This window comes from Streptomyces sp. NPDC051664 (assembly GCF_044453545.1).
In the GTDB taxonomy this organism is placed as follows: Bacteria; Actinomycetota; Actinomycetes; order Streptomycetales; family Streptomycetaceae; genus Streptomyces.
On record NZ_JBITCU010000007.1, the window covers coordinates 58,331 to 83,341 of the forward strand.

A 25,011-nucleotide genomic window follows, 5' to 3' on the forward strand; every position below is an offset into this window, starting at 1 on the left:
GCGGTGGTTCAGCCCGCCGTGCGGGGGATCCGCTTGACCCAGGTGCGGTGGAAGACGATCTCGTCGCCGTCCTTGCACACCATCTCGTCGGAGGTGAGGAAGTCGTGCTCGTCCCCACTGATCTCGGACCGCGTCTCGATCTTCACGTCCCAGGCCGTCTCCGGCCGGTGGAGCCTGATGGTCCAGTCGGAGCGGGTGCGTGCCGACAGCGGGTCGTTCTCCTGGATCGTGTACGCATCCACCCCGTCCTCGGTGAATTCGAGGCCGTCCGGGTGAACGCGTGTGCCGCCGTAGCGCGGGTCGACCTCCAGCCGCCATTCGCCCTTGGCGTGTAGTGCGCGTCGTTGTCGTAGCGGTCGTCGGTCGAGCAGACCGTGACGATCGCCTTCAGCGGCTCGGGGGCGAGCGCGGCGATCCGGAGCGAGACGGAGACGCCCCAGGAGATGCCGAACATGCCGACCCGGCCGGAGCACCACTCCTGCCCGGCCAGCCAGTGGACGACGGCGACCCCGTCGGCCGGCCCGGTCGCGTCGTACGCGTCGCCCGGCAGCCCCTCACTGTTGCCGTGCCCACGGGCATCGACACGTACGGAGGCGTAGCCGTGGCCCGCGTACCAGGAGTGGCGCTGCCGGTCGCGCGGCGCCGTCCAGTCGCTCAGCCGGTACGGCAGGTACTCCAGGAGCGCCGGTACGGGTTCGTCGGTGATCGGCCGCCAGATCCGGGCGTACAGCCGTGTGCCGTCCGGCAGCGGGATCCGGACATCCTCGTGGGCCGTGTCGTAAGGGAACCGGGTGCGGATGTGCATGGCGTACCTCGGTGGACGGGGGGCATGGGGCGCTCGATCGGAGGTGCCGCGGCGCCGACGGTGGCCTGGACCGCACCGCCGACGACCGGCCGTACGGCGCGGCTCCGGGACGACGGGGAACCCGGCGAAGTGGCTGCGCCCGGCCAGGTGACGCCGGACGGCACGTACTGCATCGGGCCGGGCGTCATCCCGACGGCGGCGGCCACCCGGAGCCCGGGGCCGGACACGGGCGTGAGCCCCCGGCCGGCCGGAAAGGGCCCTGGCGTCGCCGGGAGGCGGCTGGGTCCGTCCGGCTGCGGCGCTGCTCCTGGACAACCCGAACATACCGGCGGTGGCGGGAAGGCGCCCACGGTGATCCAAAGCGGACCGGATACGCTGACTTGAGTGATGACAGCGACACATCGACATTCCGTGTGATCGTCAGCAGACAGGAGATCCCCTCGTGACCGTCGTCGGGCCGTTCGGACTGAGCGTGCGGGACCAGGCTCTTGAGGCCGATGTCCAGACCGGTTTGGCAGCTGTCGAGGCGGGGCTGCTCGATGCCACCAAGAGCGACGTCCCGTTCATCACAGAGGCTGCGCAGCATCTCGTACGGGCCGGGGGCAAGCGTTTCAGGCCGCTGCTGGCGATGCTGTCCGCCCAGTTCGGTGACGCGGACGCGCCGGGTGTCGTGCCGTCCGCCGTGGTCGTCGAGCTGACGCACCTCGCCACGCTCTACCACGACGACGTCATGGACGAGGCGGACGTACGCCGCGGAGTCGACAGCGCCAACACCCGCTGGGGCAACTCGGTGGCCGTGCTGACCGGCGATTTCCTCTTCGCCCGCGCCTCGCACATACTGGCCGACCTCGGTCCGGAGGCCGTGCGCATCCAGGCGGAGGCGTTCGAGCGCCTGGTCACCGGCCAGATCCTGGAGACCGCGGGGCCGCGCGACGGCCGCGACCCGGTCGAGCACTACCTCGACGTGATGCGCGGCAAGACCGGCTCGCTGATCGCCGTGGCCTGCCGGTTCGGCGCGATGATGGCCGGCGCCGACGAGTCGGCCGTCGACATCCTGACCCAGTACGGGGAGCGGCTCGGCGTCGCCTTCCAGCTCGCCGACGACGTACTCGACATCGCCTCCGACTCCCACGAGTCCGGCAAGACCCCCGGCACGGACCTGCGCGAAGGCATCCCGACGCTCCCCGTGCTGCACCTGCGGGCGCAGGCGGCGGCCGACGGCAAGCCGGAGGACCTGGAGCTGCTGGAGCTGCTGGACGGGGACCTCAGCGACGACGCCCGGCTCGCCGAGGCGCTCTGCCGGCTGCGCGCGCACCCGGCGCTGGAGCAGGCCCGGCGGGACACCATCCGGTGGACCGAGGAGGCGCGGGCGACGCTGGCGCCGCTGCCCGAGTGCTACGCGAAGGCCGCGCTGGAAGAGCTGTGCGACGCCGTGGTGCACCGCGCGGGCTGAGCCCCGCCAGGCGTGCTGTGCACCCCGACCCCTACGGGTCGGGGGAGGCCGGGCCGGGTGGTGTCATACCGCAGAGGTATGCGGAGTTGCTCCCGCGGGCTGACGCATCGCCACCTCGAATTTGGTCAGATGGAGAACAACCACTCCTGACCAAAACGGGTGAGAATGGCGGCACGGAGTGGACGAGTGCATCCGGACGGAAGCCGCCGACCACGGAGGTAGGGCACACATGGCACCGAACGACAGCGCAGAGACCACCGGCAACGCCGCGGACGAGGCCACCGGCACCATGGTCGGCCGCCGCAGGGCGGCGCGTTACGTGGTCCCGGTCGCGGTGGCGGGGGTGGCGGCCGCGACGATCGGGCTGGTCCCGGCGCTCGCGGACTCCGGTGACCCCGATCTGCCGAAGATCACCGCACAGCAGCTCATCGAGAAGATCGCCGCATCGGACACCGAGCAGCTCTCCGGCACGGTGAAGATCAGCACGGACCTCGGCATCCCGTCGCTGGGCGGGCTCGCCGGCTCGCTGGCGCAGGGCGGCGGCGACGGAGCGCACGGCGGTTCGAGCGCCGACCCGCAGGAGAAGCTGACAGAGCTCGCCGCCGGCACGCACACGCTGCGGGTGGCCGCCGACGGCCCCGACAAGCAGCGCGTCTCCATACTGGACAGCGCCGCCGAGTACAGCGTGATCCGCAACGGGGACCAGGTCTGGGCGTACGACAGCAAGTCCAACGAGGCGTACCACGCGACCGGCGACAAGGCTTCGGGCCACGCGGAGAAGCGTGGCGAGACCACGGTCCCGGACGGCGTGCCGACCACGCCGAAGGCGTTCGCCGAAGAGGCGCTGAAGATGGCCGGCCCCACCACGTCGGTGACGGTCGACGGCACGGCGCAGGTCGCTGGACGTGACGCGTACAAGCTGGTCGTCAAGCCCAAACAGGGCGGCTCGACGATCGGTGCGATCACGATCGCGGTCGACGCGAAGAACGGCGTACCGCTGAAGTTCACGCTCTCCCCGAGCAGCGGCGGCAAGGCCGTGATCGACGCCGGGTTCACCGGCGTCGACTTCGCGAAGCCCGCCGGCTCCTCGTTCACGTTCACCCCGCCGAAGGGCGCCAAGGTGACCGAGGCCGACGACGCGAAGGCGCAGCAGCAAGCCGAGAAGCAGGCACAGGAGTTCAAGGTGCCGGGTGGACCGGCCGGGCTGGACGGTCTGGCCGGCGGCAAGGGGGTGAAGGTGATCGGCGAGGGCTGGAGCGCGGTCGCGGAGATCGAGGCGCCGGGCGGCCGGGCGGTCCCGACGTCGCCGAAGTCCGGCGATGTGCCGCCTGCGGCACAGCAGTTCCTGGACTCGTTCGGCGACAAGGTCACCGGAAAGTTCGGCTCGGGCACGGTCTTCAAGACCCGTCTGGTCAACGCACTGATGACGGACGACGGCAAGGTCTACGTCGGGCTGGTCACCAAGGATGCGCTCGTCAGGGCGGCCAACAGCGCCAACTGACGCCCCGGCATCACCCGTACTGCCCGGACGACCCGCACATCCCGCACCGCGCGACCGCCCCGCCGTACGCTCCGTACGGCGGGGCGGTCGGTCATCCGACCCATTGGGGAGTCACGCATGACAGAGACCGGCGCCGTGACCGAGTCCGAGGCGGTGCCCCGGACCGGAACGGCCGTGATCGAGACCCGCGGTCTCACCAAGCGGTACCGCGGCGGCCAGCTCGCCGTCGACGGCCTCGACCTCAGCGTCCCGGGCGGCAGCGTCTTCGGCTTCCTCGGGCCCAACGGCTGCGGGAAGACCACCACGATCCGGATGCTGATGGGTCTCATCGACCCGACGTCCGGCACCGCCCGGGTCCTCGGCCATCCCATGCCGCGCGCCGCCCGCACCGTACTCCCGCAGGTCGGAGCACTGATCGAAGGGCCCGCGCTGTACGGGTTCCTGACCGGCCGGGACAATCTTGTACGGTACGACTCCGCCGACCCGACCGCCGATCCGCGCACCCGCCGGGTCCGGGTCGCGACCGCGCTGGACCGGGTCGGGCTCGGCGCGGCGGCAGGCAAGAAGGCGAAGGCGTACTCGCTGGGCATGAAACAGCGCCTCGGCCTGGCCGCCGCCCTGCTCCAGCCGCGCCGCCTCCTCGTACTGGACGAGCCGACCAACGGACTGGACCCGCAGGGGATGCGCGAGATCCGCGCCCTGGTCCGGGAACTGGCGGCGGACGGCACCACCGTCTTCCTCTCCTCCCACCTCCTCGACGAGATCGAGCAGGTCTGTACGCATGCCGCCGTGATGGCCCGGGGCCGGCTGATCACCCAGGGCCCGGTCGCCGGCCTCGCGGCCGGCACCCGCGGCCGGCTCACCGTCACCACCCCCGACCCGGGCGACGCCGCCCGCATCCTCAAGGAGTTCGGCGTCACCGGCATCACCGCCGACGGTGACCGGGTGAGCGCCGAGGCCCCGCCGGCCGACGTCGAACTCGCGGACCTGAACGGGGCGCTGGTCCGCGGCGAGGTGCGCGTACGGTCGTTCGGCGTCGAGCGGGCCTCGCTGGAGGACGCCTTTGTCGCACTCACCGGAGAGGGTTTCGATGTCGCAGGCTGAAGCAGTCGGACCGGCGGGAGCGGGCCGGTCCCGCAACCCGCTGTGGACCTTCGGGATCCTCCGCTCCGAACTGACCACGACGCTGCGCCGCTGGCGCACGCTCGCGCTCCTCGGGGTGCTGGCCGCCGTCCCCGTACTGATCGGGATCGCGGTGCGGATCGAGACGAGCGACGGCTCGTCGGCCGGCCCGGGCGGGGGCGGCGGCCCGGCGTTTCTGTCCCAGGTGACCAACAACGGCCTGTTCCTGGTCTTCGCCGCCCTCTCCGTGACCCTGCCGGTCTTCCTCCCGATGGCCGTCGGCGTCGTCGCGGGGGATTCGATCGCGGGCGAGGCCGGTGCGGGCACCCTGCGTTATCTGCTGGTCGCGCCCGCGGGCCGGACCCGGCTGTTGCTCGCCAAGTACGCCTCCACGCTGGTGTTCTGCCTGGTCGCGACGGTGGTCGTGGCGGCGTCGGCACTGGCCGTCGGGGCGTTGCTGTTCCCGGTCGGCGAAGTCACGACGATCTCCGGGACGCAGATCGGCTTCGGCGAAGGGCTGCTGCGGGCCGGGCTGATCGCGGTGGCGGTGGCGGCGTCGCTCATCGGGTTCGCGGCGCTCGGGCTGTTCATCTCGACGCTCACCGGCAGCGGGATCGCGGCGATGGCCACGACGGTCGGGGTACTGATCACGGTGCAGATCCTGGACTCGATCCCGCAGCTGAGCGGTATGCACCCGTATCTGTTCCCGCACTACTGGCTGTCCTTCGCGGACCTGCTGCGCGACCCCGTCTACTGGGACGACGTGGTCAAGAACCTGGGGCTGCAGGGGCTGTACGCGGCGGTGTTCGGCTCGGCCGCCTGGGCACGCTTCACAGCGAAGGACATCACGGCCTGAGCGGCGGGGTGTTCGCGGTTCCGCCCGTGCCGTCGGCCGGGCGAGCCGTCCCCCGATCGGCTCGTCGCGGCACGAACGGCACGAACGGTGCGAACATCAGGAACGACACGGTACGTTCCGTTTCTGCCTCTGCATTGTTCGACTTCTGGCGACGCCCTGTCAACAAGGATTGGACTGAACACCCCTATGCTCACCGAATGATCACATCGCCGAGTTCACTGCGCCGTAGCGAGCGATCACGACGGGCGACCCTGGACGCCGCCCTCGCACTGTGCACGGAGAAGGGGTACGGCCGCGTCACCATCGAGGCGATCGCGGCCCGGGCGGGCGTCAGCAAGAAGACGATCTACCGCTGGTGGCCGTCGAAGAGCGCGGTGCTGCTGGAGGCGTTCACGGAGGCGCTGGTCGACGCCACGCCGTTCGTCGACACCGGCGACATCGCCGCCGACATCCGTACCCATGTGACGGGCGCGGTGAGACTGCTCTCCACGCCGCCGTTCGGCCCGGCTTACGCCGGGATCCTCTCCGAACTCCACCACGACGACGAACTCGCCGAAACGGTCCGGACCCAGCTGATCGAACCCCGCTTCGCCGAGGCGGTGGCCCGGCTGGGCCGAGCCCAGGAGCAGGGTCAGATCCCGCCGGGCGCGGATCTGCCGCTGGCCGTGGAGATGCTCTACGGACCGGTCTACTACCGCCATGTGCTGCGCAAACCGGGCCAGGACGAGGCGACGGTCGCCGCACTGGTCACGCATGTGCTCCGGGCGCTGGGCGCACCAAGCGCGTGAGATGAGGCGCCGTCAGCCGAAGAAGGTCTTGGCGCGGGTGAGGGCGGCCGTGTCGCCCAGTACGTCACCGGGCCGGGTGCCGACTCCCAGCAGCATCCCGCCCCACTCCATCCGCATGTACGAGGCGATGGTCCGCAGCGTCCCCGTCGCCGGTTCGGCGACGCTGCGATCGGACGTCGCCAGCGCCGTGACGCCCCACAAGGTCCGCCCGCCCATCCGCTGCTTGAAGTCGAGGCCGGGCACCCGCATCCACCCCGACCAGTGGTCCAGATACCGCTTGGTGGAGGTGGACATGGCGTACCAGTACAGCGGTGACGCGAGCACCAGATCGGTCGCGCCGAGCGTCGCGTCCAGCAGGGTGGCGGCGTTGCCGGTGGGGGCGGGGTAGCGGCCCTCGCCGTCGTGCCGCAGGTCCTCGAAGTCGGGGAGTGTCAGTTCGTTCAGGTTCAGCCAGCGCTGCTCGGTCTCGGGCGGCAGCTGTTCGGCGGCGAGCCGCGCGAGTTCCTCGGTGTTGCCGTCAGTACGGCTGCTGCCGAGCAGGAACAGAAACGTACGAGTGGTCATGGCTGGTCCCCCGTGAACGGTTGCGTGCTGCGACTGTGTGCGCCTGCACCATATGCGCGTGCATATAGTTTTGGGAACGGGTGCGCGCCGCTTCCGCCGGCCGGCGCCGCACGGATGCCGCTCCGGGGGCGGCTCAGCCGAACACGCGCTCCAGCACCACCGCGACCCCGTCGTCCCCGTTCGACAGCGTCACCTCGTCCGCTGCCGCACGCAGGTCCGGATGGGCGTCGGCCATCGCGACCCCGTACCCGGACCGGCGGAACATCGGCAGGTCGTTGGGCATGTCCCCGAACGCGATCGTGGCAGCCGGATCCACGCCCAGGGCTTCGGCGGCCAGCGCGAGCCCGGTGCCCTTGTCGACGCCGTACGGCTGGAGTTCGACCGTGCCGGGGCCGGACAGTGTGACGGTGGCCAGATCGCCGACGACCGCGCGGGCCGCGGCAGCCAGTGCGTCGTCGGTGAGTTCGGGGTGGCGGACGAGGACCTTGACGATCGGGGTGGCCCACAACTCGTCCCGGTGGTCTGTCCGCTGGGCGGGCAGGGCCGGGTGCGGCATCAGGTAGCCCGGCTCGATCAGCGTCCGGCCCTCGGGCCCGTCCTGGTCCACGGCCGCGAAGACCGGACCCACCTGGGCCTCGATCTTGCCGAGCGCGGTGTCGGCCAGGTCCCGGTCCAGAGTGGCCGCGTGCACCATGCGCCCGGTCCCGGCGTCGTACAGCTGCGTGCCCTGGCCGCAGACCGCGAGACCCCGGTAGTCCAGCTCCGCGAGCAGATTCCGTATTCCCGGCACCGGCCGCCCGGTGACCACGAGATGGAGTGCCCCCGCCGCGGCGGCCAGGGCGAGCGCGGCGCGGGAGCGGGGGCTGACGGTGTCGTCGTGGCGCAGCAGAGTGCCGTCCAGGTCCGTCGCGACAAGGGCATATGCGGGTGGGATGGGCATGGGCCAAGCCTAGGGAGATCCGCTTCCTGTCGTACGGCCCTGACCTGCGCGGACGGTCCGGGTTCGGGACACGGCGGCGACCCGGCAGGGGCATAGCCGGAGGAACAGCCCAGAGCGGGAGGCCCGGACCCGCCCCGGCATCACTGCACGCAGAACTCGTTGCCCTCCGGATCGGCCACCACCCACCAGGTGCCCACCCGGCTCCTCCACCTTGTGCAGTCGTGTCGCAAGGGGTGGGTCTCCGGGGCCACGGGCGGCGCACTGCTGTCCACCGTCACCCGCGACGCGGTGGAGCTCTTTGCCGGGCCGTTCGCGCGCCGCATCCGTGAATGCGACGCTCACGACTGCCAGTTGCTGTTCATCGACACCTCGCGGGCCGGCGGGCGGCGCTGGTGCGCGATGGCGCGGTGCGGAAAGGGCGCACCGCGCCCGTCATCACGAAGGGGACGGGTGAGCCGACGGGGCTCACCCGGGACGCCTGCGCCCCCGGCCGACGGTCCGGACCGTTGCCCGCGACGCCCCACGCCGTCGGCTGTGAGGTACCTTCGCGCAGGTCAGCCAGTGGCGACAACAGCCTCCACTGCCCCGCCGTCCAGAACAGGCGCCCCGTGACCAACCCGCCCGACAGCAGCCAGTCCATACGGTCCGTCAGGACCTCGACGGCTCGGATCCGTATTCGCCCGGTCCTCGCCGCCGTCCTCCTGGCAGCCCTGCTCACCGCCTGCGGCAGCAGCTCCGACGAGCCCAGTAGCCGCGGCGGCCACGCTGTGCCCACCGGTCCCGTCGGCTCAGGGGTGGTCGACGGCACCGTGCCGAGCCCGCCCGACCGCACCGTCTCGGGACTGCGCGACGACACCCGCCACGTCACGCGGAAGACCACCACGGGCACCCGGCCGCGGATGGTCAAGCGCTGCACGACCCGAGTCAGGAAGGTCAAACACACCTCCACCAGCGGCACGGGCCGCAGGAAGAGGACCCGATCCTGGTACACCGACGACTCCTACAAGGACTGCAAGAAGGTCCAGCAGGGCACCACGAGCTACACCCGTGTCGTGCGCCGGGCGCGCTGGTGCGTCGAACTCGACAATGTCGGTGGCAAGTCCACCGTGGACGACGTCTGGTACGAGGTCGAGTCGGACGTCTACCACAAGGCCATCCAGCTGAAGGAGGGCGCCAAGCTGTCCTTCACTCCGCTGCGCAGGGGCTGTTGACTCACGCCGGCCGGTCGAGGTAGTCCACCACGGCCCGGCCGTCCGTGGCCGGAGCGATCAGACCCACGTGGTTGTCGGGCCGGACCAGGACGAGGGTGTCCTCACCCGGCACGATCCCGTACGCCGAGTGGGCATGGCCCTCGTCGTCGGCCAGGCCGTCCGTGTTCGCCGGGTCCAGCGCGTAAGCCCGCAACGCGTCGCCGTACTTGGCGGCCGCCTCCCGTAGTGCCTCGGCCGTGCCCGCGCCGAAGCCCAGCAGGGTGAAGTGCGGTCCGGCGAATGCGTCGAACAGGCGGATCGGTGCGCCGGTCGCGGTCTTGCGGCAGGGGGCGTCAGGGGCGCGGTCGCCCGCCCGCAGCGGACCGTTGGAATTCCCGCCCGTGCCGTCGCGGGAGAGGGAGCTCCAGCGGTAGCCGCGGCTCAGGCCGGTGGTCTCCGGGCTGGCCGCCGCATCCAGCCCGCCGCCCGGCTCCTCGATCGCTTCGAGTGTCGCCCGCAACCGCTCGGAGGTGATGTCCAGCGTCCAGGAGGCGACCGGCAGCCGCTCCTCCTCGTAGGTGTCGAGCAGAGCCGGTCCTGCCTGGCCGCCGACGACCAGCGCAAGCTTCCAGCCCAGGTTGAACGCGTCCTGGATCCCGGTGTTCATGCCCAGACCGCCCGCCACCGAGTGCACGTGCGCGGCGTCGCCGGCCAGGAACGCGCGGCCCACCCGGTAGCGGTCGACCATTCGGACATTGACCCGGTACGTGGACAGCAGGGTGGCGTTCGACAGGTGGGTGGCCGGCAGTCCGGTGTGCCGGGCGAAGAGCCGGCGGAAGCTCTCCAGCGACGGGAGGACGGGTGCTCCCGAGGCGTCGGTCTCGGGTCCCGCCTGGAACCACCAGCCCGACCGCGTACCCGGGATCGGGCACAGCATCACGGCGCCGTCCTCGTCGAACCACTGGTGCCAGTAGCCGCGGTCGAGGCCGTCCGCCTCGACGTCGCCGCAGACCATCATCTGCCCCTCGTTCGTCTGCCCTTCGAACGGGATGCCGAGGATCTTCCGTACCGCGCTGTGGCCGCCGTCGCAGCCCACCACGTAACGCGCCTCGATGTCCCTGCCGTCGGCGAGCGACGCGGTCACCGAGTCCGGTCCCTCCTTCAACCCTGTTACCTCGGCCGACAGTTCCACCTGCACGCCGTACTCCGCGAGGCGGGACCGCAGGATCTCCTCCAGCTTCCACTGGGAGATGAGCCACCCCCGGTCGTACGGGGTGTCCGGCGTCGGGCGCGATTCCGCGTACGGGTCGGTGTCGGTGATCGGCACCCCGTTGCGGTACTTGCGCATGGGCAGTGGCGCCGAGCCGGCTGCCAGGATCTCCTCGACGACGCCGAGATCCGCCAGGACCTCCAGGGAGCGGGGGTTGGGCCCCTTGGCCCGCGAGCTGCGCGGGAACTCGGGGGACTTGTCGATGATCCGTACGGGGACCGAGCGGCGGGCGAGGTCGCAGGCGAGGGTGAGTCCCGTCGGTCCGGCCCCCACGATCAGGACGGCGGCCGCGGGCGGGGATGCGGTCATGGGTACTCCTCGATTGCGGTTCCGTGGGCATCCAGGAAAACGCAACGAAGTTAAAAAAGCAACCGGGTAACATTTGACTGTCGACCGTGGTCGCCCGGGCGTCGCAGGCGGCGCGTGCCACCGCGATCCGGCCCACCGATGGAGATGGCGACGCCGGGCGCGCCGGTCACTGCCCTCGGGCTGCGTACGGGGAAGAGCTCCCGTCGGCCGGAAGCTGATGCGGAAGACGCTGCGACGACGGCTGCGTCTGCGCCGACGCGGCAAGCTGCGCCGCCTGCGCCCTCGTCCGCCGCGCCGTCCGGAACGCGTCCCACGTCAGCAGTGTGAGCGCCAGCCACACCAGCGCGAACCCGGCCCAACGCTCCGGCGGCATCGCCTCATGGAAGTACAGGATGCCGAGGCCGAACTGGAAGACCGGCGCCAGATACTGCAGGAGGCCCAGCGTCGAGAGCGGTACGCGGATCGCTGCGGCCCCGAACAGGACCAGCGGTGCGGCCGTCACGACACCCGTCGCGGCGAGCAGCGCCGCATGGCCCGCACCCGCGGACACGAACGTCGCGTCGCCCTGCGCCCCGAGCCACAGCAGATACCCGAGCGCGGGCACGAACAGCACCGCGGTCTCTGCGCTGAGCGACTCCAGGCCGCCCATGTTGACCTTCTTCTTCACCAGGCCGTACGTCGCGAAGGAGAACGCCAGCGTCAACGAGATCCACGGCGGACCCCCGTATCCGATCGCCAGCACGAGCACCGCCGCGACGCCGGTGCCGACCGCCACCCACTGCACCGGGCGCAGCCGTTCGCCGAGGAGCAGGACGCCCATGGCGATGGTGACCAGCGGGTTGATGAAGTAGCCGAGTGACGCCTCGACGACATGGCCGTTGTTCACGGACCAGATGTACAGGCCCCAGTTGACGGTGATGACGGCCGCGGCGACCGCGATCAGTCCCAGCTTCTTCGGCTGCCGTACCAGCTCGCCGATCCATGCCCAGCGGCGCAGCGCGAGCAGCGCGAGGCCGACGACGGCGAGCGACCAGACCATGCGGTGGGCGAGGATCTCGATGGCCCCGGACGGCTTCAGCAGCGGCCAGAAGAGCGGGACGAGTCCCCACAGGCCGTACGCGCCGAAGCCGGACAGCAAGCCCGCCCGCTGTTCATTTGTCCCCGCCACGGGCCCTCCCGGCATCCTCCGCGTCAGCCATTCGGCTGCACCGTCAACTGCACGACGGTAACGCCACGAGGGCCCGGTGTCATACCCGTATTGCGATACGGTCATGACGCCGGGCCGGCCCGGTCGAGGAAGCGCCCTATGCGGCGGCGACCGCGGCGGCCACCGTCTCGGCGAGCGGCGTCGTCGGGCGGCCGATCAGGCGGGCCAGGTCACCGTTCGTCCCGGCGAGCAGCCCGCGCGCGATCGCCTCGTCGACGTCGACCAGGATCGCCGCGAACCCCTCGGGCAGGCCGGCGCCGACCAGGATCTCCTGGTGCACGGCGGCGGGGACTGCGGTGTAGGCGATCTCCTTGCCGGTGGCCTTCGACACCTCGGCCGCGTACTCGGCGAACGACCAGGCCGCATCGCCGCTCAGCTCGTAGGCCTTGCCGAGGTGGCCCTCGCCGGTCAGTACGGCGGCTGCCGCGGCTGCGTAGTCGGCACGCGTGGCGGAGGCGACCCGGCCCTCGCCCGCGTTGGAGACGACGGCGCCGTGTGCCAGGACCGGGGCGAGGTTCGCCGTGTAGTTCTCGGTGTACCAGCCGTTTCGCAGGAAGGTGTGGGGCAGGCCCGAGTCGAGGATCAGCTGCTCGGTGATCTTGTGTTCGGCGGCCAGCTGGAAGTCGGCGTCGGGGCCGCCCAGCACGCCGGTGTACGCGAGCTGCGCGACGCCCGCCGCCCTGGCCGCGTCGATGACCGCGGTGTGCTGCGGCACGCGCTTGCCGACCTCGTTCCCGGAGATGAGCAGAACCCGGTCCCCGGCCTTGAAGGTGCCGGTGAGGGTCTCGGGCCGGTCGTAGTCGGCGATCCGCAGCTCGACGCCGCGGGCGGCCGGGCCGGCGGCCTTCTCCTTGTTGCGGACGACAGCGGCGATCTCGCTCGCGGGCACGGTGGCCAGCAGCTCGTCGACGACGAGACGGCCGAGCTCTCCGGTGGCTCCGGTGACGACGATGCTCATGGGGGGTTTCTCCTCTTTGGTTGCTCTGGTCCTCGTTCGGGTTCTCTGTCACTCACCCTAGGAGCAGCACTAACCAAGGGAAAGTACCCACTCTGAAGTAAGGTACTGGTATGAGCGTGAGCAAGGTGCCGGATGTGAACCGGCAGATGTGCCCCTCCCGGCTGGTGCTCGAACACGTCACCAGCCGCTGGGGCGTCCTCGTCCTCGCCGCCCTGCTGGAGCGCTCGTACCGGTTCAGCGAACTGCGCCGCGAGGTCGGCGGCGTCAGCGAGAAGATGCTGGCCCAGACCCTCCAGACACTGGAGCGCGACGGATTTGTGCACCGGGACGCCAAGCCGGTGATCCCGCCACGGGTGGACTACACGCTCACCGAGCTGGGCAAGGAGGCCGCCGAGCAGGTGTGGGGGCTTGCGCGCTGGACCGAGCGGCGCCTCGACGCCGTACACGCGGCCCGCGAGACGTACGACGCGCGGAAGGCGACGCAGGACCGGCCGGGCTGAGGCGGCCAGGCGGCAGTCGGTTGCAGGTGGGCAGGCGGCGCTCAGTCGGGTTGAGGGGCCCGCCCCTCCGCCAGCGCCCGCAGCGCGCGCGAGACGTCGAACGGCAGGATCGTCACCGCCACGTGCGGCAACTGCCCCAGCGCGATGGCCATCGCCTCGCCGGTGCCCCGGTGCAGGATCTTCCCGAGCGCGTTGGAATACAGCCGCCGCGGCACGAGCACCGTCAGCGAGGTCTCCCCGTCCGCCGTGGTCCGGGTCGCGAGCTCCTTCATCGCATGACGCAGCCGCCGGTCCGGGCATGCCACCAGCTCCAGCGACACGGACGTCGCGCCCGTCGCCTCCCACCGGGCGGCCAGCCGCCTGCCGTGCGTCTCGTCGATCGAGAAGTGCACCGCCCGGATCTCGTCCGGACGCAGCTCGTGGGCGTACCGCAGCGCCTTCAGCGTCGCCAGATCGAGCGTGTCGACGAGTACGAAGACCAGATGGCGCCGGACCCGCGGCCGGTCGGCGCCCGGTGCCTGGATGCTCTGCAGCGCGGCGGCCTCACGCCGGTACTCGCGGTTGATCCGCATCAGCGCCCAGACGCCGAGCGGGAAGACCACCACGACCAGCCAGGCGCCCTCGGTGAATTTGGTGACCGCGAAGATCAGCACCACGGCGGCAGAGATGACCGCGGCCAGCCCGTTGACCACGATCTTCACCCGGCGGTACGGCTCGCGGCGGCGCAGGTGGTACGCGGTGAGGCCGGACCCGGCCATGGTGAACGCGGTGAACACACCGATCGCGTACAGCGCCACCAGCCTGTCCACGCTGGCGCCGGTGGCCAGCAGCAGCGCCAGCGAGACCACGGTCAGCGCGATGATCCCGTTGGAGAACGCCAGCCGGTGCCCGCGCCGGGTCAGCACCCGCGGCAGGAACCGGTCCGCGGCCACAAAGCTGGCGAGGAACGGGAAGCCGGTGAACGGCGTGTTGGCGCCCGTATAGAGGACCAGCGCGGTCGCCAGCTGTACGAAGATCAGCCCGACCATCCCCAACGGCCCGTTGCCGAAGGCGAGATGGGCCTCCTGCGCGATGACGGTCGGCGTGCCGTCGGTGTACGGGACGGCGTGCGTGAAGTGAGCCAGGGTGGAGACGCCGAGGACGAGGACGCCGAGCACACAGCTCATGGTGATGAGCGTGCGGCGGGCGTTGCGGCCCTGCGGCTCGCGGAACGCGGAGATGCCGTTGGAGATCGCTTCGAGTCCGGTGAGCGACGAGCCGCCGTTGGCGAAGGACCGCAGCACGATGAAGAGCGAGGCGCCGTAGAGCCAGCCGTTGCCAGGCGTGCCCAGCTGCACCACCCCCGGCGCGTGCAGATCGGCGTGCGGCAGCCCGCCCGTCAGCCCGCGCGCGCCGGCGACGACCAGCACCAGACCGACCGCGGCCATGAAGATATAGGCGGGCAGCGCGAAGGTCCGGCCCGCCTCGCGGATACCACGCAGATTCCCGTACGCGAGCAGCACGATCACCGCTACGGAGACCGGCAGCTGCAGATGGTCCAGGCCGGTCCAGCCGCCCCCGATCAGATGGGCCAGCGAGATGAGGGCGTTGGTACCGGCCGACACCTGGACGGCGACGGTCACGATGTAGTCGACAAGCAGCGCCACGGAGGCGATCTGCGCGATGTTCGGCCCGAAGTTCTCCCGGGCGACGACGTACGAACCGCCCGCCCGGGTGTAGATCATGACGACATCGCTGTAACAGAGCGTCAGGAGCAGCAGGACGAGCAGGATCGCGCCGGTCACCGGCATGAGCAGGGTGAAGGCCGCCGCGCCGACGACGGGCACGAGGACCCGCAGCATCTCCTCGGAGCCGTACGCGGACGAACTGATGCAGTCGGAGGCAAGTACCCCGAGCGCCGTCCGGTTGCTCAGTTTCTCGTCGCTGATGCGCTCGGTGGTGAGGGGCTTGCCGAGCAGATGTCGTTTGATGCGGTACGCAGGACGGTCCAGGGCCATGGGCACATGAGAACGGGTGCCGGGCCGGGAGCGGTGAAGACTCCCCGGTCCGGCACCCGTACGGTGTGCCCGTTCGCGTCCCAGGGCCTGTCTCGCGGATCCTGCCGGCTCGTGGGCCGATCCGAGAGCAAGGCCCTACCCGACGACCGTCCAGTTGTCGTTGCCGGCGAGCAGTGCGGCCAGATCGCCCTTGCCGTTCTGCTCGACCGCGGTGTCGAGCTGCTCGGCCATCTGCGTGTCGTAGACCGGGCGCTCCACGCTGCGCAGCACCCCGATCGGGGTCTGGTGCAGAGTGTCGGGGTCGGCGAGCCGGGACAGCGCGAACGCCGTGGTCGGGCTGGCGGCGTGCGCGTCGTGGATCAGGACCTGCGACTCGTTCTCCGCGGTGACCTCGACGACCTTGAGATCGCCGGTGGCCGGGTCGCGTACGACACCCTTGGACTGCCCGGTGCCGAAGCGGATCGGCTGCCCGTGCTCCAGCCGGATCACCGCGTTCTCGGCCTGGTCCTTGTCCTTGAGGACCTCGAACGCGCCGTCGTTGAAGATGTTGCAGTTCTGGTAGATCTCCACCAGCGCCGTACCCGGGTGGGCCGCCGCCTCGCGCAGCACGCTCGTGAGGTGCTTACGGTCGGAGTCCACGGTGCGGGCGACGAACGACGCCTCCGCGCCGAGGGCCAGCGACACCGGGTTGAAGGGGGCGTCGAGCGAGCCCATCGGCGTCGACTTGGTGATCTTGCCGACCTCGCTCGTCGGTGAGTACTGGCCCTTGGTGAGCCCGTAGATCCGGTTGTTGAACAGCAGGATCTTCAGGTTCACATTGCGGCGCAGCGCGTGGATCAGGTGGTTGCCGCCGATGGACAGCGCGTCGCCGTCACCCGTGACGACCCAGACGGACAGGTCGCGCCGCGACGAGGCCAGGCCGGTGGCGATGGCCGGGGCGCGGCCGTGGATCGAGTGCATCCCGTACGTGTTCATGTAGTACGGGAACCGGGAGGAGCAGCCGATGCCGGAGACGAAGACGATGTTCTCCTTCGCCAGACCGAGCTCGGGCATGAAGCCCTGCACGGCGGCGAGGACCGCATAGTCACCGCAACCGGGGCACCAGCGCACTTCCTGGTCGGACTTGAAGTCCTTCATGGACTGCCTGGCCTCGGCCTTGGGCACCAGCTGCAGGGCGGGGAGCCCGGTAGGGAGTGCCTGGTCGGTGTTAGGCATCGATGGCCTCCTTGAGAGCTGTCGCGAGCTGCTCGGCCTTGAACGGCATACCGTTGACCTGGTTGTAACTGTGGGCGTCGACCAGATACTTCGCCCGGACGAGCGCAGCCAGCTGGCCGAGGTTCATCTCCGGGACGACCACCTTGTCGTAACGCTTCAACACCTCGCCGAGATTCCTCGGGAAGGGGTTGAGGTGGCGCAGATGGGCCTGGGCGATCGGATGCCCGCCCGCGCGCAGTCGGCGGACGGCGGCGGTGATCGGGCCGTACGTGGAGCCCCAGCCCAGGACCAGGGTCCGGGCGCCGGCCGGGTCGTCGACCTCCAGGTCGGGGACCTCGATGCCGTCGATCTTCGCCTGGCGGGTGCGGACCATGAAGTCGTGGTTCGCCGGGTCGTACGAGATGTTGCCGGTGCCGTCCTGCTTCTCGATGCCGCCGATGCGGTGTTCGAGACCGGGGGTGCCGGGAACGGCCCACGGGCGGGCCAGGGTGTGCGGGTCGCGCTTGTACGGCCAGAACACCTCGGTGCCGTCGGCCAGCTCATGATTGGGCCCGGTGGCGAACTGCACGCGCAGGTCCGGCAGTTCGTCGATGCCCGGGATCCGCCACGGCTCGGAGCCGTTGGCGAGATAGCCGTCCGAGAGCAGGAAGACCGGGGTGCGGTACGTCAGTGCGATCCGGGCCGCGTCGATCGCGGCGTCGAAGCAGTCGGCCGGGGTCCTCGGAGCCACGATCGGCACCGGGGCCTCGCCGTTGCGCCCGTACATTGCCTGGAGCAGGTCCGCCTGCTCGGTCTTGGTGGGCAGACCGGTGGACGGGCCACCGCGCTGGATGTCGATGACGAGCAGCGGCAGTTCGAGCGAGACGGCGAGACCGATGGTCTCCGACTTCAGGGCCACACCGGGCCCGGACGTCGTCGTCACGGCGAGCGAGCCGCCGAACGCCGCGCCGAGCGCGGCACCGATACCCGCGATCTCGTCCTCCGCCTGGAAGGTGCGGACGCCGAAGTTCTTGTGCTTGCTGAGCTCGTGCAGGATGTCGGAGGCCGGGGTGATCGGGTACGAGCCCAGGTAGAGCGGCAGATCCGCCTGCCGGCTCGCGGCGATCAGCCCGTACGACAGGGCGAGGTTCCCGGAGATGTTCCGGTACGTACCGGTGGGGAAGGCGTGCGAGGCGGGCGCCACCTCGTAGCTGACCGCGAAGTCCTCGGTCGTCTCACCGAAATTCCAGCCCGCCCGGAACGCGGCCACGTTCGCCTCGGCGATCTGCGGCTTCTTGGCGAACTTCGCCCGCAGGAACGCCTCGGTGCCGTCGGTCGGCCGGTGGTATATCCAGGAGAGCAGCCCGAGCGCGAACATGTTCTTCGAACGCTCGGCCTCCTTGCGGGAGAGCCCGAACTCCTTCAGCGCCTCGATCGTCAGCGTCGTCAGCGGCACCGGATGGACGTTGTACGCCTGCAGCGAGCCGTCCTCCAGCGGACTGGTCTCGTAGCCCACCTTCGCCATCGGGCGCTTGGTGAACTCATCCGTGTTGACGATGATTTCGGCACCGCGCGGCACATCGCCGATGTTCGCCTTCAGCGCCGCGGGGTTCATCGCGACCAGCACGTTCGGGGCGTCGCCCGGCGTGAGGATGTCATGGTCGGCGAAGTGCAACTGGAACGACGAGACGCCCGGCAGGGTGCCTGCGGGGGCCCGGATCTCGGCCGGGAAGTTCGGCAGCGTCGACAGGTCGTTCCCGAACGACGCCGTCTCCGAGGTGAACCGGTCACCTGTGAGCTGCATACCGTCTCCGGAGTCACCCGCGAAGCGAATGATCACCCGGTCCAGGCGGCGGATCTCTTTCCCGTCGGCGCCCGGTGTGGAGGAGTGGGGGGCTCGCTGCTCCCCGAGAACAGCCTCACTGGCCTGATCGGCGTCATTGGCCTCATCGGCCTGGTCGGCTGGGCTACTGACCTGGCTGGTCACTGAACTGGACCTCCCTCGGGGCGGCGGCTCGGGACCGTCCGGCCCGCCGGCGGTCCCAAGGCCCACCCTACGTCGGTAAGGGTCACCTTCCCCGGACCGGTCACATGGTGGACGCCACTATGAGACGCCTTTTTGTGCTGCTTTGCCATATTTCGCGAACCCCCTGGGCTGTCCGTCGGTGTGGCCGGGCGCTCGCCGGCGCTCATTCCGCGACCCGGGTATGGTCACCGGCCGTTACCTGACAGGGTGTCAGGCAATTAGGAGTTGAGGTAGGTCAGAACGGCCAGGACCCGTCGGTGATCCCCCTCACTGGGCGACAGGCCGAGCTTCAGGAAGATGTTGCTGACGTGCTTCTCCACCGCGCCGTCGCTCACCACCAGCTGCTTCGCGACCGCCGAGTTGGTCCGCCCCTCCGCCATCAGACCGAGCACCTCGCGCTCGCGTGGCGTCAGCCCGGCCAGGACGTCCTGCTTACGGCTCCGGCCCAGCAGCTGAGCCACAACTTCAGGGTCCAGCGCCGTGCCACCCTGCGCCACCCGGACCACGGCGTCCACGAACTCACGGACCTCCGCCACCCGGTCCTTCAGCAGATAGCCCACACCACGGCTGCTGCCGGCCAGCAACTCGGTGGCGTACTGCTCCTCGACATACTGCGAAAGGACCAGGACCCCGATGCCCGGGTACTCCTTGCGCAGCCGTACCGCCGCCCGCACGCCCTCGTCGGTGTGGGTCGGCGGCATCCGCACATCGGCGACGACCACATCGGGCAGCTCGCCCTGCTCGGCAAGATCGCCCAGAGTCTTGATCAGAGCCTCGGCGTCCCCCACCCCCGCGACGACGTCATGCCCGAGATCGGTCAGCAATCGGGTGAGCCCCTCCCGGAGCAGTACCGAATCCTCGGCAATGACCACTCGCACCCTGTCCTCCACCACGACGCCCTGTCCCCCTGTTGCTGTCCGTCGGCTCCGCCGCCGACCCGATCCGTCCCTCGTGCCCCCAGCATCCCAGCATCGGTCCGCGGACGGGGGCTGTGACGGACGTTTGTGTACGGGCGGGGACGCGACGGAGGCGCCCGGACGGGATCCGGGCGCCGCACGACGATTCGTACCTGCGTATGGATGTGCTGAGCGAGATGTGCTGCGCGACAATGTTCGTGTGTGACGCGCTCTCCGCGAGGTCTCCGCCTCAGCCACGCCAGGGGAGCTCGGCCGTGACCCTCGTCGGGCCGCCCACCGGGGAATCGACGACAAGGACACCGTCGACCGCGTCCAGCCGCTCGGCCAGACCGGCGATACCACTGCCCGCCGACAGATTCGCGCCACCCCGCCCGTTGTCGGTGACCTGGAGCAGCAGCCGGTCGGCCGCACGCCACACGTCAACCGTCGCGCGCGTTGCCTGCGCGTGCTTGCTGACGTTCTGCAGCAGTTCGGACACGGTGAAGTAGGCGATGCCCTCGATGGCCTGCGCGGGCCGGGACACCAGGTCCACCTCGACCGTCACCGGGACGGTGCAGCGGGAGGCGATGGCGGAGAGTGCGGCGTCCAGGCCGCGGTCGGTGAGGACGGCGGGGTGGATGCCGCGGGCGAGATCGCGGAGCTCCTGGAGGGCGACCTTCACCTCGCCGTGCGCCTCGTCGACCATGCGGGCGGCCGCCTCCGGGTCCTCGGTGAGCTTCTCCTTCGCCAGACCCAGATCCATCGCCAGGGCGACGAGGCGGGCCTGGGCGCCGTCATGCAGATCGCGCTCGATGCGCCGCAGGTCGGCGGCGGCCGTGTCCACGACCACCCCGCGGTCCGACTCCAGCTCGACGACGCGCGACGCCAGCCGCGACGGCCCGAGCAGGCCGTACACCATCACCCGGTCCACGGACGCCAGACCGCGGATGATCCACGGGGTGAGGAGGACGAGTACCAGACCGAACGCGCTGGTCGCGGCCAGCTCGAACGGCGAGTCGAGATAGACGCTGTGCGTGGCGTCGCCGTACAACTGAATGCCGTCGATCCCCGCGTACGCAGGGAACACCCACTGCCACAGCGGGTAGCTGAACGCCGCCCATCCGTACGTCCAGAACGTCAACGACACGGTGAAGGCGAAGACCGACCACGGGAAGTGCAGCAGCGCGTAGAGCAGATGCCGCCAGGACACCCCGCTCTTCAGGACCGCCCCCACCCACGCCATCAGGCCGCCCGTCCTGCCGCGCACCGGAGCCGGCTCCGCCACCTCCAGGTTCAGCAGCCCCCGCGCCCGGGCCCGCTCCATCACGCCGAAGCCGCGGCACATCGCCAGACCGAGGGCGAGGACCGGGATGCCGAGAAAGGTGATCAGCAGGCCCGCGCCCAGTGATGTCATGGTGACCGCGAAGCTGAAGAGCACCACGCTGATCGGCAGACTCAGCAGCAGATAGCCGAACTCGCGCCAGGTCCTCGCCTCCAGCGGCGCGCGCAGTACCGCCGGGAAGAAGTGCTTCACCGGGGGGTTGTTCCCGGGGCCGGCACCGGACCGCTGATGGTCCCGAGTGTCCGGTCGGTATGCCGTGGCCATGGGTGCCGTCCGTTTCTTCTTTCGGCGGTGGTCTTGTCCGGTACAGCCCGTACAGCGGCTGATACATCAAGGGTGCTGATCTGCGGGACGAGGCACCATGAGGCCGGTATCCCTCTTCGACCGGGGGTTTTCCCCACCCCCACTCCCGGCCACGCCCTCGGCCTCCGGGCTGCGGCTAATGGCGCTCCGCGGCGCCCGCGCCGTCCCGGTCCCGGTCCCGGTCCCGGTCCGGGCCCCGACCCTGGTCGCGGTCCCGCCAGGGCAGCTCCGCGGTGACCGTCGTCGGCCCGCCGACCGGCGAGTCGAGGACGAACAGCCCGTCGACCGCTCCCAGCCGCTCCGCCAGCCCCGACATCCCCGTACCGCCGTCCATCCGGGCCCCGCCCCGGCCGTCGTCGCTGACCCGGATCAGCAGTCGCTCCGCCGACCGCCAGACCTCGACGGACGCCGAGCGCGCCCCGCTGTGTTTGCTCACGTTCTGCAGCAGCTCGGAGACGGTGAAGTAGGCGATGCCCTCGATCGCCTCCGCCGGGCGCCCCGGCAGGTCCACCCCCACCCGCACGGGGACGGTGCAGCGGGAGGCGATGGCGGAGAGTGCGGCGTCCAGGCCGCGGTCGGTGAGGACGGCGGGGTGGATGCCGCGGGCGAGATCGCGGAGCTCCTGGAGGGCGACCTTCACCTCGCCGTGTGCCTCGTCGACCATGCGGGCGGCCGCCTCCGGGTCCTCGGTGAGCTTCTCCTTCGCCAGGCCGAGTCCCATGGCCAGGGCGACGAGGCGGGCCTGGGCGCCGTCATGCAGATCGCGCTCGATGCGCCGCAGGTCGGCGGCGGCCGTGTCCACGACCACCCCGCGGTCCGACTCCAGCTCGGCGATCCGGCGCTCCAGCTCGTCCGACGGCGAGAGCAGCCCGCGCGCCATCGCCCGGTCCGCATCGGTGAGCAGACGCGCGGTGAAGGGCAGCACGGGCCACAGAACGAACAGACTCACAAACGTCACCGTGAACGTGAGTACGCCCCAGGGCAGCCGGATGAACGAGTACAGCACCGCGCGCCAGCCCACCGGGTCCTTGAGACTCGACCACAGCCACGGAAAGAAGCCCTGGTCGTGACGGGCCATCGCCACCGAGCTCGGCTCGTCGATCCGTATCCCGAGCAGCCCCCGGGCCCGGGCCCGCTCCGCCCGGCCGAGCAGTCGCGCCCCCTGCAGCCCGGCGGCCAGCAGCGGCAGACCGATCACCGTGACCGAAAGCCCCACGCCGACACCGATCATGAAAACTGTGTAAACAAACCCGGCGAGCGCCATCGGCAGGTTGGACAGGAGATAGGAGATCTCCTTCCACGTCCACGGATCGAGGGCGAAGCGGGCGGGCGGCAGCCGGTCGCCGTCGGGCACCGGGGGGCTCATGGTCATACGCCCAGCCTGCCGGGCCGGACCTGCGCACGCCATGGGGTTCATGGGTGGGGTGAAGTAGGGATAACCCCACCCCTTGCCCGACGCGGCTGCTTACCGTCTCTTTAGCAGGGCCTAGACTCCCGTGCGTACAGATCGTCGAACAGGTATGAGGGAGCGGAGGGGCGGACGTGGCCTACGTGGCGGACCTGCCGGAATCGACCGTTCTCGCGTCGGACTACTTCGACAGCTACTCGGTGGTCGGACTGCTCGCACTGATCGGCGTGCTGTTCGTGGCCGTGGCCTTCGGGGCCGGACGACTGCTGCGCCCCGTGGTCCCGACACCGGAAAAGCTCCTTACGTACGAGTGCGGCGTGGACCCCGTGGGTGAAGGATGGGCACATACCCAGGTCCGTTATTACGTCTATGCCTTCCTGTACGTGATCTTCGCCGTCGACTCGATCTTCCTGTTTCCATGGGCGACCGTATTCGCCGCGCCGGGATACGGCGCGACGACGCTGGTGGAAATGTTCATCTTCCTCGGTTTCCTGGCCGTGGGACTGCTCTACGCATGGAAGAAGGGCGTCCTCGAATGGACGTGACGAGCCCGCAGACCCCCGAGCCGCAGCCCCGGCCCAAAACGACCCTGCTGCCGGAGCCGAAGCGGCTGGGCGTGCTGTCCCGGCTCGCGCCGGAGCCGATGAAGGTGGTCCTCAACTGGGGGCGCCGCTACAGCCTCTGGGTCTTCAACTTCGGCCTCGCGTGCTGCGCCATCGAATTCATCGCCGCGTCCATGGCCCGGCACGACTTCATCCGGCTCGGCGTGATCCCGTTCGCCCCCGGCCCCCGCCAGGCCGACCTCATGATCGTTTCCGGCACGGTGACGGACAAGATGGCTCCGGCCGTCAAGCGGCTGTACGAGCAGATGCCCGAGCCCAAGTACGTCATCTCCTTCGGTGCCTGCTCGAACTGCGGCGGCCCGTACTGGGACTCGTACTCCGTGACGAAGGGCGTCGACCAGATCATCCCCGTCGACGTCTACGTACCGGGCTGCCCGCCCCGGCCGGAGGCCCTGCTCCAGGGCATCCTCAAGCTGCAGGAGAAGATCGCCCGCGAGTCGCTGGGTGAGCGGTACGCGACGGGCGGCGGCAGCCGGCCCTCCACCGCCGCGCTGCGCAGCGGCCTGGTCGCCGCCCCGCCCGCACCGGGGGAGGACCGGAAGTGACCAGCACTCCCGCCACCGACGCGTACGACAGCCTGCCGGACGCCGTCACCGAACTCTTCGGCGAGGACGCCACGGCGGAGCACGCGTACGACCTGCTGACCGTCGACGTCCCGGCCACCGCCTGGATCGCCGCCCTCGAAACGGCCCGCGACCGGCTGGGCTGCACCTACTTCGACTGGCTGAGCGCCGTCGACGAACCGGGCACCGGCTTCCGCGTCTGCGCCCACGTCGCCGCCCCGGCACACGGCAAGGTCCGCCGACTCCTGATCCGTACGACAGTCCCGCACGATGCTGCCGTCCTTCCCACGGCCGTCGGCGTCTACTCGGGCGCCGCCTGGCACGAGCGCGAGACGCACGAGATGTTCGGCATCGGCTTCGAAGGCCACCCGCATCTGGTGCCGCTGCTGCTGCCCGAAGGCTTCGAGGGCCACCCGCTGCGCAAGGACTTCGTGCTGGCGGCCCGGGTCGCCAAGGCCTGGCCGGGCGCCAAGGAGCCGGGCGAATCCGAACACGGCGGACCGAAGCGCCGCACGATGCTGCCGCCGGGCGTCCCCGACCCGAACGAATGGGGCCCCCTCAAGGGCCAGCTCCCACCCGCCCCGACCCGCCCGGCCCGCACCGCCAGGGCCGCGGGCGACCGCCCGGTGCGCCGCGCCCGCAGTGTGAGCGAGGGGTCGGCGAGCCAGCAGCCGGAGGCGGCAGCGCCCGCTGCGAGTACGGAGACCACACCCCCGACCGCGCCCCCGCGCCGCACCCGCAGTGCGTCCCAGGGCTCGGCGAGCCGGCTGGGGGAGACGGCGGCGCCCGAGCCGGCAGCGACGGAACCGGCAACAACGGAACCGGCAACGACAGAACCGGCAACGACAGAACCGGCAACGACAGAACCGGCAACGACAGAACCGGCACCCCGCAGCACGGACGCGCCATGGCACAACGCCCGCCCGGCCTTCGACGAGACCCCGGAAGAGGGCTCCGCTCAGACCGTCGGCAAGACCGAGGAGCCGGGTGCCTCTCAGCCTCTCGGCACCCGGGAGCCGGGCACCTCTCAGCCCCTCCGGCGATCGAGGAGCGGGGATCCCGGGGCGGAGCCCCCGGTCCGGGAAGGGGCGGGCAGGGGAGAGGCCCCGCGCAGCGGCCCCGCCACCGAGACCCCGGACACCTCGGGCCAGCCCGAGTCCCCGGCGCAGCCCGACACCTCGGACCAGCCCGGCACC

At 70.6% G+C, this 25,011-nt stretch carries 23 protein-coding genes and 1 pseudogene; 11 read left to right on the forward strand and 13 right to left on the reverse strand.

Translation table 11 applies throughout. The annotated features are described in order from the left end of the window. Window positions 1–8: 8 nt before the first annotated feature. Window positions 9–146: a hypothetical protein gene (locus ACIA8E_RS15530; RefSeq protein ID WP_399298252.1), complete on the reverse strand. Its 138-nt coding sequence runs from the start codon at window positions 144–146 to the stop codon at window positions 9–11. Between the two features lie 119 nt (window positions 147–265). Continuing rightward, a pseudogene (locus ACIA8E_RS15535) lies at window positions 266–805 on the reverse strand (CocE/NonD family hydrolase); the annotation flags it as partial. Between the two features lie 442 nt (window positions 806–1,247). Between ACIA8E_RS15535 and ACIA8E_RS15540 the strand changes: the two are divergent. The 5 genes from ACIA8E_RS15540 (at window position 1,248) to ACIA8E_RS15560 (ending at window position 6,525) form a co-directional block, all read left to right on the forward strand. Next, the gene (locus tag ACIA8E_RS15540; RefSeq protein ID WP_313938674.1) at window positions 1,248–2,258 is read left to right on the forward strand and encodes a polyprenyl synthetase family protein; all 1,011 of its coding nucleotides are present in this window, start codon (window positions 1,248–1,250) and stop codon (window positions 2,256–2,258) included. Window positions 2,259–2,487: 229 nt separating this feature from the next. Next, on the forward strand, window positions 2,488–3,759 hold the full coding sequence (locus tag ACIA8E_RS15545) for an outer membrane lipoprotein carrier protein LolA (RefSeq protein ID WP_399298254.1): 1,272 nt from the start codon (window positions 2,488–2,490) through the stop codon (window positions 3,757–3,759). A gap of 117 nt (window positions 3,760–3,876) precedes the next feature. Then, window positions 3,877–4,863: an ATP-binding cassette domain-containing protein gene (locus ACIA8E_RS15550; RefSeq protein ID WP_399298256.1), complete on the forward strand. Its 987-nt coding sequence runs from the start codon at window positions 3,877–3,879 to the stop codon at window positions 4,861–4,863. Continuing rightward, the gene (locus tag ACIA8E_RS15555; protein ID WP_399298257.1) at window positions 4,850–5,737 is read left to right on the forward strand and encodes an ABC transporter permease; all 888 of its coding nucleotides are present in this window, start codon (window positions 4,850–4,852) and stop codon (window positions 5,735–5,737) included. Before ACIA8E_RS15550 ends, ACIA8E_RS15555 begins: the two co-directional genes overlap by 14 nt. Window positions 5,738–5,934: 197 nt before the next feature. Next, window positions 5,935–6,525 (forward strand): TetR/AcrR family transcriptional regulator, encoded by a 591-nt coding sequence (locus ACIA8E_RS15560; RefSeq protein ID WP_399298259.1) that lies wholly within the window; start codon window positions 5,935–5,937, stop codon window positions 6,523–6,525. Between the two features lie 12 nt (window positions 6,526–6,537). Here the strand turns inward: ACIA8E_RS15560 and ACIA8E_RS15565 are convergent, their stop codons facing one another. Both ACIA8E_RS15565 and ACIA8E_RS15570 read right to left on the reverse strand, forming a co-directional pair. Then, the gene (locus ACIA8E_RS15565) at window positions 6,538–7,089 is read right to left on the reverse strand and encodes a flavodoxin family protein (protein ID WP_399298261.1); all 552 of its coding nucleotides are present in this window, start codon (window positions 7,087–7,089) and stop codon (window positions 6,538–6,540) included. Window positions 7,090–7,222: 133 nt separating this feature from the next. After that, window positions 7,223–8,029 (reverse strand): HAD family hydrolase, encoded by an 807-nt coding sequence (locus tag ACIA8E_RS15570; protein ID WP_399298263.1) that lies wholly within the window; start codon window positions 8,027–8,029, stop codon window positions 7,223–7,225. Window positions 8,030–8,317: 288 nt separating this feature from the next. On the opposite strand from ACIA8E_RS15570, the gene ACIA8E_RS15575 reads away from it, so the two are divergent. Together ACIA8E_RS15575 and ACIA8E_RS15580 are read left to right on the forward strand one after the other, a co-directional pair. Continuing rightward, the gene (locus tag ACIA8E_RS15575) at window positions 8,318–8,641 is read left to right on the forward strand and encodes a CGNR zinc finger domain-containing protein (RefSeq protein WP_399298697.1); all 324 of its coding nucleotides are present in this window, start codon (window positions 8,318–8,320) and stop codon (window positions 8,639–8,641) included. Continuing rightward, a complete protein-coding gene (locus ACIA8E_RS15580) occupies window positions 8,638–9,240 on the forward strand; it encodes a hypothetical protein (protein WP_399298265.1) in 603 nt (200 codons plus the stop codon). The genes ACIA8E_RS15575 and ACIA8E_RS15580 overlap by 4 nt, the downstream gene beginning before the upstream one ends. Before the next feature lies 1 nt (window position 9,241). Here the strand turns inward: ACIA8E_RS15580 and ACIA8E_RS15585 are convergent, their stop codons facing one another. The 3 genes from ACIA8E_RS15585 to ACIA8E_RS15595 form a co-directional block, all read right to left on the reverse strand. Continuing rightward, window positions 9,242–10,798 carry an FAD-dependent monooxygenase gene (locus ACIA8E_RS15585; protein ID WP_399298267.1) on the reverse strand — a complete coding sequence of 519 codons (1,557 nt, stop codon included), beginning with the start codon at window positions 10,796–10,798 and terminating at the stop codon, window positions 9,242–9,244. Between the two features lie 166 nt (window positions 10,799–10,964). Next, on the reverse strand, window positions 10,965–11,966 hold the full coding sequence (gene rarD / locus ACIA8E_RS15590; RefSeq protein WP_399298269.1) for an EamA family transporter RarD: 1,002 nt from the start codon (window positions 11,964–11,966) through the stop codon (window positions 10,965–10,967). A 136-nt stretch (window positions 11,967–12,102) separates the two neighbouring features. After that, a complete protein-coding gene (locus ACIA8E_RS15595; RefSeq protein ID WP_399298271.1) occupies window positions 12,103–12,963 on the reverse strand; it encodes an SDR family oxidoreductase in 861 nt (286 codons plus the stop codon). A gap of 110 nt (window positions 12,964–13,073) precedes the next feature. Here ACIA8E_RS15595 and ACIA8E_RS15600 point away from each other — a divergent pair, with 110 nt between their 5' ends. Beyond that, on the forward strand, window positions 13,074–13,463 hold the full coding sequence (locus ACIA8E_RS15600) for a winged helix-turn-helix transcriptional regulator (RefSeq protein ID WP_399298273.1): 390 nt from the start codon (window positions 13,074–13,076) through the stop codon (window positions 13,461–13,463). Window positions 13,464–13,504: 41 nt separating this feature from the next. Here ACIA8E_RS15600 and ACIA8E_RS15605 read toward each other — a convergent pair whose 3' ends face one another. The 6 genes from ACIA8E_RS15605 to ACIA8E_RS15630 all read right to left on the reverse strand — a co-directional run bounded on the left by ACIA8E_RS15605 (window position 13,505) and on the right by ACIA8E_RS15630 (window position 22,593). Next, a complete protein-coding gene (locus tag ACIA8E_RS15605; RefSeq protein WP_399298275.1) occupies window positions 13,505–15,460 on the reverse strand; it encodes an APC family permease in 1,956 nt (651 codons plus the stop codon). A gap of 135 nt (window positions 15,461–15,595) precedes the next feature. Beyond that, entirely contained in the window at window positions 15,596–16,675 is a 1,080-nt protein-coding gene (locus tag ACIA8E_RS15610) for a 2-oxoacid:ferredoxin oxidoreductase subunit beta (RefSeq protein WP_399298277.1), read from the reverse strand. Then, window positions 16,668–18,641 (reverse strand): 2-oxoacid:acceptor oxidoreductase subunit alpha, encoded by a 1,974-nt coding sequence (locus ACIA8E_RS15615; RefSeq protein WP_399298279.1) that lies wholly within the window; start codon window positions 18,639–18,641, stop codon window positions 16,668–16,670. The genes ACIA8E_RS15610 and ACIA8E_RS15615 overlap by 8 nt, the downstream gene beginning before the upstream one ends. Before the next feature lie 257 nt (window positions 18,642–18,898). Further along, a complete protein-coding gene (locus tag ACIA8E_RS15620; RefSeq protein ID WP_399298281.1) occupies window positions 18,899–19,558 on the reverse strand; it encodes a LuxR C-terminal-related transcriptional regulator in 660 nt (219 codons plus the stop codon). Between the two features lie 268 nt (window positions 19,559–19,826). Further along, entirely contained in the window at window positions 19,827–21,182 is a 1,356-nt protein-coding gene (locus tag ACIA8E_RS15625) for a sensor histidine kinase (protein ID WP_399298283.1), read from the reverse strand. A 175-nt stretch (window positions 21,183–21,357) separates the two neighbouring features. Further along, window positions 21,358–22,593, reverse strand: coding sequence for a sensor histidine kinase (locus ACIA8E_RS15630; RefSeq protein ID WP_399298285.1), 1,236 nt, complete (start codon window positions 22,591–22,593; stop codon window positions 21,358–21,360). 179 nt (window positions 22,594–22,772) lie between these two features. Here ACIA8E_RS15630 and ACIA8E_RS15635 point away from each other — a divergent pair, with 179 nt between their 5' ends. The 3 genes from ACIA8E_RS15635 to ACIA8E_RS15645 form a co-directional block, all read left to right on the forward strand. Continuing rightward, window positions 22,773–23,174: an NADH-quinone oxidoreductase subunit A gene (locus ACIA8E_RS15635; RefSeq protein ID WP_267008001.1), complete on the forward strand. Its 402-nt coding sequence runs from the start codon at window positions 22,773–22,775 to the stop codon at window positions 23,172–23,174. Further along, the gene (locus tag ACIA8E_RS15640) at window positions 23,165–23,797 is read left to right on the forward strand and encodes an NADH-quinone oxidoreductase subunit B (RefSeq protein ID WP_399298287.1); all 633 of its coding nucleotides are present in this window, start codon (window positions 23,165–23,167) and stop codon (window positions 23,795–23,797) included. Before ACIA8E_RS15635 ends, ACIA8E_RS15640 begins: the two co-directional genes overlap by 10 nt. Beyond that, the coding region (locus ACIA8E_RS15645; RefSeq protein ID WP_399298289.1) for an NADH-quinone oxidoreductase subunit C at window positions 23,794–25,011 on the forward strand (1,218 nt) is incomplete at its 3' end. The genes ACIA8E_RS15640 and ACIA8E_RS15645, both read left to right, overlap by 4 nt.